Origin of the sequence: Amycolatopsis sp., from assembly GCF_025464955.1 — a bacterium.
Taxonomy (GTDB): domain Bacteria; phylum Actinomycetota; class Actinomycetes; order Mycobacteriales; family Pseudonocardiaceae; genus Amycolatopsis.
Genome location: NZ_JAODNM010000008.1, coordinates 69,298 through 78,692 on the forward strand (window position 1 = coordinate 69,298; position 9,395 = coordinate 78,692).

Annotated in this window: 7 protein-coding genes; 3 read left to right on the forward strand and 4 right to left on the reverse strand. The window is 67.6% G+C overall.

What is annotated here, in order from left to right:
- Window positions 1–137: 137 nt before the first annotated feature.
- The gene (locus tag JWQ81_RS01125; protein ID WP_297536840.1) at window positions 138–347 is read left to right on the forward strand and encodes a TOBE domain-containing protein; all 210 of its coding nucleotides are present in this window, start codon (window positions 138–140) and stop codon (window positions 345–347) included.
- Between the two features lie 53 nt (window positions 348–400).
- On the forward strand, window positions 401–826 hold the full coding sequence (locus JWQ81_RS01130; protein ID WP_297536841.1) for a PPOX class F420-dependent oxidoreductase: 426 nt from the start codon (window positions 401–403) through the stop codon (window positions 824–826).
- A 301-nt stretch (window positions 827–1,127) separates the two neighbouring features.
- Here JWQ81_RS01130 and JWQ81_RS01135 read toward each other — a convergent pair whose 3' ends face one another.
- From JWQ81_RS01135 to JWQ81_RS01150, 4 genes are all read right to left on the reverse strand, one after another.
- Window positions 1,128–4,391 carry a TIM-barrel domain-containing protein gene (locus JWQ81_RS01135; protein ID WP_297536842.1) on the reverse strand — a complete coding sequence of 1,088 codons (3,264 nt, stop codon included), beginning with the start codon at window positions 4,389–4,391 and terminating at the stop codon, window positions 1,128–1,130.
- Window positions 4,392–4,544: 153 nt separating this feature from the next.
- Entirely contained in the window at window positions 4,545–5,177 is a 633-nt protein-coding gene (locus JWQ81_RS01140; RefSeq protein WP_297536843.1) for an MBL fold metallo-hydrolase, read from the reverse strand.
- A 38-nt stretch (window positions 5,178–5,215) separates the two neighbouring features.
- Complete coding sequence (locus tag JWQ81_RS01145) at window positions 5,216–6,076, reverse strand: NAD(P)-dependent oxidoreductase (RefSeq protein WP_297536844.1); 861 nt, start codon at window positions 6,074–6,076, stop codon at window positions 5,216–5,218.
- A gap of 31 nt (window positions 6,077–6,107) precedes the next feature.
- Window positions 6,108–7,463 carry a helix-turn-helix domain-containing protein gene (locus JWQ81_RS01150; RefSeq protein ID WP_297536845.1) on the reverse strand — a complete coding sequence of 452 codons (1,356 nt, stop codon included), beginning with the start codon at window positions 7,461–7,463 and terminating at the stop codon, window positions 6,108–6,110.
- Between the two features lie 338 nt (window positions 7,464–7,801).
- Here JWQ81_RS01150 and dnaE point away from each other — a divergent pair.
- Window positions 7,802–9,395 (forward strand): DNA polymerase III subunit alpha (gene dnaE, locus JWQ81_RS01155; protein ID WP_297536846.1); only part of this gene is annotated, 1,594 nt, incomplete at its 3' end.

A 9,395-nucleotide genomic window follows, 5' to 3' on the forward strand; every position in this document is an offset into this window, starting at 1 on the left:
GCGGATGCGTGCCGTTCGACCGGAGATCGGTGCGTTTGCGGAACCGGGGGCGAGCGCGGTGGCTCGTTCGTGCCGCCGCGGGACGGGGAAAACCGTAGTCTTCGCTGGTCAACGTCGTTACCAGAGGAGATTCGAAGATGCGTCTGTCCACTCGCAACCAGCTCACCGGGATCGTCGCGGGGATCAAGGAGGGTTCGGTGATGACGATCGTCACCGTCACCCTCGACGGCGGCCAGCAGGTCACCGCGTCGGTCACCCGGGACGCCGTCGAGGAGCTGGGGCTCCAGGTCGGTCAGCCGGTTACCGCACTCGTCAAGTCCACGGAGGTCATGCTCGGCGTGGAGTGACGTCGCGGGTGGTCTTCGGGCTACGATTCGGTCATGCGAAAGACGATCCGGCCATGACCGCGCTGCCGAGCGCACTGCGCGACCTGATCGTGTCGGGCCCGATGACCCACCTGAGCACGGTCAATGCCGACGGGAGCCCGCAGGTCACCGTGATCTGGATCGGGTTGGACGGCGATGACCTCGTCAGCGGTCACATGTCATGGCAGGCGAAGCTGCGCAACATCGAGCGAGACCCTCGGGTCGTGCTGTCCTTCGACGCGCCGCGGGTGGCCGGCACCTTTCTGAACGAGTACGCCGTGGTACGGGCGCGAGCGTCCATCGAGCCGGGCGATGACGCGTGGGATTTGCTCAACCGCCTCGCGAAGGTCTACATGGCCCCGGACGTCGAGTTCCCAGCGCCGAAGGGCCCCGGCTACGTCGTGCGCTACTCCGTCGAGCGCATCGGCGGCGTCGGCTCCTGGGTGTCGACCAAGTCCTGAGGCGTGGTCGGCGCGCTGCTCAGCGATGAGGCTGTGGACTGTGCCGATGGGCAGCTTCGTGGCGCGGGCGGATGGACATTCTCACCAATCGGACTTCGAACGGCGTGCTGTCGGCGAGTCCCACACTCACCGGCGGCGAGTCCCACGCTGGCGGAGCCGAGTCCCACACCCGGTTCCGTCACCATCGCAACTCGACGGCGAGTTGCGGTGGCAGCGACCCATACATACGACCGAGGAGCCGCAAATAGCCGCGTTGACCTCCCGACCGCGCGGGCCTGGTATTCATTTTGGCCCGAGGGGGTCAGCGATAGGTGAAGGTGATCGGGGTGTGGACGCTGTGAGGGGGGAGCGTGACGGTCAGGACGTGGGTGGCGCCGTCCCACTGGTAGGCGTTGGCGGACAGGGGAACTCCGTTGGCGGCGAGGGTGGTGGGTGTGGTGGCGTTGCGGAACGACAGTGACCACTGGCGGCTGGTCACCTGCCCGCCGAACGAGCCGACCGCGGGGTTGATCTTCACCGTGTGGCCCGCGTGGGTTTCCGTGTACTGGACCGTGGTGCTGCTCTGCTTCTGGTCGGTGGTGCCGTTGTCCTCGTAGAGCGTGTAGGAACCCGAGCTGCCCTCGGCCACGGTGAGGGTGACCTTGCTGAGTGAGTTCTGGACGTCGTTGGTGACATCGTCGGTTCGGGTGGGCACGATGCCGCCGGCCTTGACGAACACCGGCATCGTGTCGAGGCCGGTGGTGATGTTCTGGGTGGTGCCACCCGTGTAGTTCTGTCCGGTGAAGTAGTCCGTCCACTGGCCAGGCGGGAACCAGACCGTGGTGGTGGCGGTGGTGCCGGGCGTGGTGACCGGCGCGACGAGGAGATCGGGACCGTAGAGGTACTCGCTGCCCGCCGTCGCGTAGGCGTTCGGTTCCTCGGGGTATTCGAGGTAGGTCGGGCGGACGGCGGGGACACCGGTGGTGTTGGCCTGCTGGGCGAGCGTGTAGCTGTCGGGGACGAGGTTTTCGCGGAGGTTGAGGAACTTCTCGGCGGACGTCTTCGCTTCGGTTCCGTACTGCCACGGCAGCCGGTCGCTGTGGTTGCTGTGCAGGCGGTCGATGGGCTGGAAGGTGCCGAACTGGACCCAGCGGGCGTACATGTCGTCGGGCAGTTTCACGGTTCGCTTGGTCTGCCCGTCGGCGGTGTAGGTCTCGGAGCCCGCCAGCCCGGTGGTGTCGTTGTGGCCGCCGATGTCGTGACTGATCGCGGACATGCCGGTGGCCACGGACTCGCCCGGCGTGTAGCCGACCTCGGCCCTGAGTGTTCCCCAGGTGGACGACGTGTCGCCGGTAAAGTGGACCGTGGTGCGCTTGTCGGCCCACGGCCCGGTCGGCAGCCCGGCCGGGTTGCTGTAGCCGCCGGACTGCAGCGAGCCGTAGGCGCGGGAGATGACGAATCCGCGTCCGATCGTCTTGTCGGCGTCGTCGGCATAGTGCTGGTGGATCCAGGCGTCGGGCGTGACACCGTCCAATGAGGACTGTGAAGCGTCGCAGCACCAGTCCAGCCACCAGAAGTCGTTGCCCTGCTGCTCCATCGTCTGGTGCAGGTCCAGGTAGGCCTTGAGCTGGTCGGGGTCGCCCCAGTCGAAGGTATAGCAGTTGGCGCCGGCGGCAGGGGCACAGCCGCCCTGGTGCAGTTTGTTCTTCGCCGTGGCCTGGGCTTGGGCGAACTGGGGGTCGGAGCCAAGGATGCTCGGGTGGATGTTGAGCGTGTTGTGCAGGCCCTGAGCGGCGGACCAGTCGAAGAATGTTTTCGGGTCGGGGAACTTGGCCGGGTCGATCGCCCAGCCGCTCCAAGTGTTGGGCGACTTGAAGTCGGTGTCGGTGACCAGGACATCCAGTGGGACGCCTTCGGAGCGGAACTTCGGCAGGATGGTGTTCTGGTAGTCGGCGGCGGTGCGGTCGATGTACTCGGAGTACCAGACGCCGTAAGCCCAGCGGGGAAGCAGTTCGGCCGGCCCGGTCAGCGTGGCCAGGTCGGAAAGGCCCTGCTTGTAGTCGTGGCCGTAGCCGAAGAGGTAACCGTCCTGGTACGGCTTGCCGTCGTGGCCGGGGCGTGGAGTGATCTGCTTCGTGACGGTGTCGTACATCGCGGATGGCGTGTCGTCGAGCAGGTACCAGCCGTCGCGGTACAGCAGCCCTGGGGTGGTTTGCGGATTGCCGTTGTCACCGTTGACCCCGTCGAGGCCGCGGCGGTATCCGCCAAGTGCGAGGTGCGGTGCGGGGCCGGCCGCGCTGAGGGACGTCACCGCGACCGTGTCCACGTTGACGTGGCAGCTGGCCGGGTCCGGGCAGCCGAGGGTCACGTCGTTGCTGCCGGCCTTGAGCGCGATCGGGACCGACGCGGTCTGCCACGTGTCCCAGTTATCCGACGCGGGAAGGGAAAGCGACTGTGCGGTGCCGCCGGCCGAGACCGTGGCTGTGCGTGTCTGGTGCAGGCCATCGCCGCCGACACCGTTGGCGTAGCGCACCTGCAGAGCGTACGTACCGTCGGACGGTACGCCGACGATCCGCTGCGACACGCTCGATCCCTGGTTCAACTCCGCGACGAACCCGTTGCCGGAGAACCCTTTGTGGTCGGTGGCCACGATCGCCGTGCCGGCGGTGCGACCTGCCTCAGCCTCGCAGCTCACGCTGTACCCGCAGTCCACGATCGCCTTCGCCGACGACGGCGGATACGGCGCGCCCGAGCCGACCAGGGCGACGCTGTCGAGGTTGACGCTGCCCGAATCCGCCGCGGTCCGCGTCAGGGTGATCGTGTGCTTGCCCGCGTTCAGTTGCACCGGAACGGAGGCGACGCCCCACGAGTCCCAGTTCCCGGTCACCGGCAGTTTCACCGACTGGTGCGCACCCCCGTCCACCGACAGGGTCAGGGTGCGTGTCGTGTACTGGCCGTCGCCCCCGGTGGCGTTGGCGTACCGCGCGTCGAACTGGTAAACCCCTTGTGCCGCAACGTCCGTGGCGAGGCTGATCGAGCTGCCCGTGCCTTCGAACCCGGCCAGGAAGCCCGTGCCGGTGTAGCCGGAATGATCCGAAGCGATGCTCAACCCGTTGTACGTGAAGTCTTCCGCCTCGCAGAGCGCGCCTACGGTGCAGGTCGGCTGCCGCCACGGGGTGGCGGTCACCGGCGCGCCACCGGCCGTCAGCCGCACTGCGAGGTTCTGTGGGGTGAACGGTCCCGAGCCCACCTGGTACCGCAGGTCGAGCGCGCTCGTCTTGATGGTGAGCAGGCCGTTGGCGGTACTCGACGTGAACGCGGTCGGCGTGAAGGCCGCCCGGCCGATGACGTTGAACGTCGGGCCGTCGACGAACTTGCCGTCCCCCGCGTACTCAGTGCGGATCAAGGTGGGGGAAAGCACCTGAAAACGCGCGTTCCCGGCCGTCACGGTCGCGATGCGGGGTGGGCCCGCGGCCACCTGGGCGGCCCCGGCCACCGTCATCGCCGCCGCCATGCTCAGCACGGTGAGAACGACGACGGGTTGTCTCAGCGAGCGGATTGCCTTCTGCGCCAGTACAGATCTCAACGGACACCCCATCCTGAAGTTGCTCCGCCGCGCTTGCCTGTCATTTTTACATCGTTGGAAAAAGAGGCGACTATAAAGTGACACACCGGCCTAGGTGCTGTCCAGAGGTCGAGTCAATGCTGTCCGGCAGACTGACAAAGGTTTTCCGGAGTACTACGGCGACCCTTTGACAGCGGTGGCCCAGGGTTCCGAGCGTTCGGTGCCGAGGTCGGTGTCGTAACCGTGGCCGGGGTGTACGACCGTTTCGTCGGGCAGCACCAGCAGCGAGCGGTGGATCGACTCCAGCAGCGTGGATCGGCTCGACAGGACGTCGCCAGTCATGCCGGGACCGCCGGACAGCAGGGTGTCCCCGCTGAACAGCACGCCCTCGTCTGGCAGGTAGAGGCAGACCGAGCCGGCAGTATGACCGGGGGTGTGCAGCACGAGCACTGACGTGCCGGCGACCGTCAGAACCTGTCGGTCGGCGAGTTCGGCGTCCGGCAGGCGGCCGGGGTTGACCCGTGCCCAGAGCTTCGCGTCGTCGGGATGCAGCAGCACGGGCGCGCCGGTGGCATCGGCCAAGGTGAGCGCGGCGTCGGCGTGGTCGTTGTGCGCGTGGGTGCACACGATGCCGACGACGTCCCGGCCGTCGACGGCGGCTTCGATGGACGTCGCGTCGAAACCCGCGTCGACGATGAGCACCTCGTGCTCGTCGCCGATCAGCCAGATGTTGGTGTCGACGGCGAACGAAGCCCCGTCGAACCGGTAGTTCCCGGCCGTCACCGTCAGATCCACGTCCACAGCCATGGCGGCAAGGTTCGCACGGCGATCGAGCGGCGGACGTCTCAATTCGCGACGTGCAGGGCGGCCAGGAGTTGCGCCACGGTGACTTCGTCGCTGTCCTTGTAGTCGCTCCAGCGTGAGAACATCGCTTCGACAGCCCTGAGCAGCGCGTCGGGGATCGAGGCTTCCGCGCACGCGGCGCCGATCTCGGCCATTTCGCCCTCCCAGCGCCAAGCGCGTTGACCGGCGGAGACGAGGGAGTCCGGTCGTCCGAACGGCGTGTCGGGGAGGACGTCACCGGCCAGGTCCCGCAGTTCGTCGAACACGCCATGATGCGCGGCGAGGGCGTACGCCTGCGCGGCGAGGGCATAGGTGAGCTTGTTGTAGCTGGCGAAGGCCAGCTTGAGCGCCGAAGCCTGGCCGATGGGCCCGTTCAGCACGATCGGCCGCAGTTCGGTCGGACTGAACAGGTCCCTGGCTCCGGCGACCGCCCGCGCGTCACCAGAGAGATACAGCCGCGTCGTCCCCGGCTTTTTCGGCGGTGGCCCGACGATGCCGCCGTCGACGACGACAACGCCATCCCGATGGGCGAACCTCGTGCCGATCTCGCGCGCGTGCTCCGGGCTGATCGCGTTCGCGTCGACATAGACGCCTTCGAAGCCGGTGGCGGCGACGGACGCGGCGACCTCACGCGCGGCGGCCGGCGGGCAGACGCTGAGGATCGTCGAGCATTCGGCGAGCTCGTCGAGGCGTGCGCACTCGACCAGCCCGGCCGCCTCCGCACGTCGGCGGGTTGCCGGTCCGCGGCCGTCGGAGACCCACCGCACGGGTGTCCCTGCGGAGGCCAGCTGTGCGCCGACAGCCGCTCCCATCGCGCCGGGATGCACCAAACCGACCGAGTCCATGATCGCTCTTCCCGCCATGGATGGAGCCTAACCGCGTTGGACGCGCACCTCAGCTCGCCGCTTCGTCCTCGAGCCGGTGCAGTGCGGACCGGCGTTCGGGACCCAGGTACTTCACCAATTCCAGCACCGCGAAGTGGCCGGAGTCGGGGCCGGCCGAAGTCCGCGCCATCCCGTGCATCAGCAGGCGGCGGACCAGCCGGGCACAGCCGGCCGGTTCCCGGTGACCGAGCCGGCTGACGTCGCTCATCGACCAGCTGTCGAGCTCGCCCAACCGCCCCAGCAGTGCCCGTTCGTCGTGATCGAGGGCCGCGAGTTCGGTTCGAAGGGACGTCCGCAGGTCGTCGGTGACGAAGGCGAAGGGGTCCGTTCGAACGTATTCGAGCAGGGTTTCCGCTGTGTACACCATGAACCAGGATGCGGCGAGCTGCAGCGAGTCCGGGATGCCGTCGAGCAGCCGGCACAGTGCGCTGATGGCCGGGGCGTTGGCGGTGGTCAGCCGGAAGCCGGGCCGGGCGATGCACCGGGTGAGGAGTTTCACCGAGCCGATCTCGGCCAGCTCGTTGAGGTTGGCCTCGGCTCGTTCGCCCGGCACGGCCAGTGGTGCCAACGGGAACTCGCGTTCACCGGGCAGCTGGAACGGGGTCCGCGCGGTGATCAACACCCGCAGCCCGCGGCAGTGCTGCAGCAGGGCGGCCAGCGCGGTGGCGTCGATACCCGCGCGCTCGTAGCCGTCCATGACCAGCAGCGTCGGCTGGTCGCCGACCAGCGTCCGCAGCTCGGCTTGGAGGGTGACGGCGGCCGCGGCGGCCGGCAGGTTCAGTGCCGCTCCGACCAGTCCCGACAGCGGCTCGGACCCGGTGTCGCGGGTCGCGCACGATTGCGTCGGCGCCGAGCTCCATAGCACCGGGAGCCGGTGTTCACGATGCAGGAAACCCGCGATCTCCAGCGCGATCCTTGACTTGCCGATGCCGGGCAGCCCGGTGATGCTCACCAACCGCAGGTTGCCGGTCCCGAGCAGGTCGCCGAGCATCCAGACTTCGGCTTCACGCCCCACGAGGGTGTCCATCGGCGCGGGCGGTGGGACCGGTCCGGTTTCGTAGCTCAGTTTCAGCTCGTTGGCCGAGCCACCCGCCGCCTTCTCGAAATGTGCCCGCTCCTGCCCGGTCAGTCCGAGCCCTTCGGCGATCAGCTGCACGGTGTCCCGGCGCGGCCGATGTGCCTTGCCGAGCTCCAGGTCCCGGATCGCCCGCACGCTGACGGTCGACAGATCCGCCAGTTGTCGCTGCGTCGCGCCGCGGTCGATGCGGTGGCGCCGCAGCAGTTCCCCGAACCGCGGCACCCCGTGCGACGGCGGCTCGGCGGCTTCGCCGGATACCGGCGGCTCCGGGGTGGCCTGTCTCGTCATGCGCAACGACGTTGCCAGAGCGGCGACAACCGGGACAAGGGTATTTGCACCCACAGAAAGCACGGAAAACCCAGGCCGGAAGGCAATCGAGGTCAAGCCTTTCGGCACGACCGTTTCCGGGTTCGCGTCGTTGCTGAAGGTGAGATTAGGGTTGCTCAGGGTGATCATGTCAGGGTCGGGTGAGGGATGGCACAGCGGCACCCGAACGCGCGAGCCGCGCCTCGGATGGCCTCGCTTGGTCAGCGGTTAAGGTCGTTCCAGTCTGTTGTTCACCCAAGACCGGGAGCCCCTGCGTGACTGACTCGTTTGTGCATCTTCATGTTCACACTGAGTACTCGATGCTTGACGGTGCGGCGAAGATGGGCAAGCTGTTCGCGGAGGCGAAGCGACTGGAGATGCCCGCGGTCGCGATGTCCGACCACGGCAACATGTTCGGCGCGGCGGAGTTCTACGCGGTCGCGCAGAAGACCGGGGTCAAGCCGATCATCGGCATCGAGGCGTACGTCGCGCCGGAGAGCCGCTTCCACAAGAAGCCGGTGTTCTGGGGGCAGCAGAACCAGCGCGGGTCCGACGAGCTGGGCGAGGGCGGCGACGTCTCGGGTGCCGGCGCGTACACGCACATGACAATGTTCGCCGAGACAGCCGGCGGCCTGCGGAACCTGTTCCGCCTGTCCTCGATGGCGAGCACGCAGGGTTACTATCGCAAGCCCCGAATGGACCGGGAGCTCATCGCGGAGCTTCACGAAGGCATCATTGCCACCACCGGCTGCCCCTCCGGTGAGGTGCAGACCAGGCTGCGGCTGAAGCAGCCGGACGCCGCGATGCAGGCCGCGTCCGACTACAAGGACATCTTCGGCGCGGACAACTTCTTTCTCGAACTGATGGACCACGGATTGCCCATCGAGCGGTCGGTCCGCGAGGGCTTGCTGAACATCGGCAAGCAGCTCAACCTGCGGCCAGTGGCCACGAACGACTCGCACTACGTGACCAAGGACCAGTCCGAGGCCCACTCCGCGCTGCTGTGCGTGCAGGCAGGCAAGACCCTCAACGACCCCAACCGGTTCAAGTTCGACGGCGACGGCTACTACCTCAAGTCCGCCGCGGACATGCGCGCCTACTGGGACGTCGAGGTGCCCGGCGCCGCGGACAGCACGCTGCTGATCGCCGAGCGGGTTCAGTCCTACGAGGACGTCTATTCGCACAAGGATCGGATGCCGGTCTTCACCGTCCCCGAGGGCTACAACGAGGGGTCGTGGCTGACCGAGCAGACGATGAAGGGGCTGGCCTGGCGTTTCCCGGACGGTGCCCCCGACGGCTACCAGGCCCGCATCGATCGCGAGCTCGACGTGATCGTCGGCAAGGGCTTCCCGGCCTACTTCCTCATCGTCGCCGACCTCATCACCCACGCCCGCAAGGTCGGCATCAGCGTGGGCCCCGGTCGTGGTTCGGCGGCCGGTTCGCTGGTCGCGTACGTGCTGGGTATCACGAACTTGGACCCGATTCCGCAGAAGCTGCTGTTCGAGCGGTTCTTGAACCCCGAGCGGGCGTCGATGCCTGATATCGATATCGACTTCGACGACCGCCGGCGCGGCGAGATGATCCGCTATGCCACCGAGACGTATGGTGCGGACCGTGTCGCGCAGGTGATCACTTTCGGCACCATCAAGACCAAGGCCGCCATCAAGGACTCGGCGCGGGTGCACTACGGCCAGCCCGGGTTCGCGATCGCGGACAAGATCTCGAAGGCGTTGCCGCCGCCGATCATGGCGAAGGACATCCCGCTCTCGGGCATCGTCGACCCGGACCACGAGCGCTACGCCGAAGCGGCCGAGGTCCGTGCGCTGGTCGAGAGCGACCCGGAGTGCAAGACGATCTTCGACACGGCCCGGGGCATCGAGGGCTTGATCCGCAACGCCGGTGTGCACGCCTGCG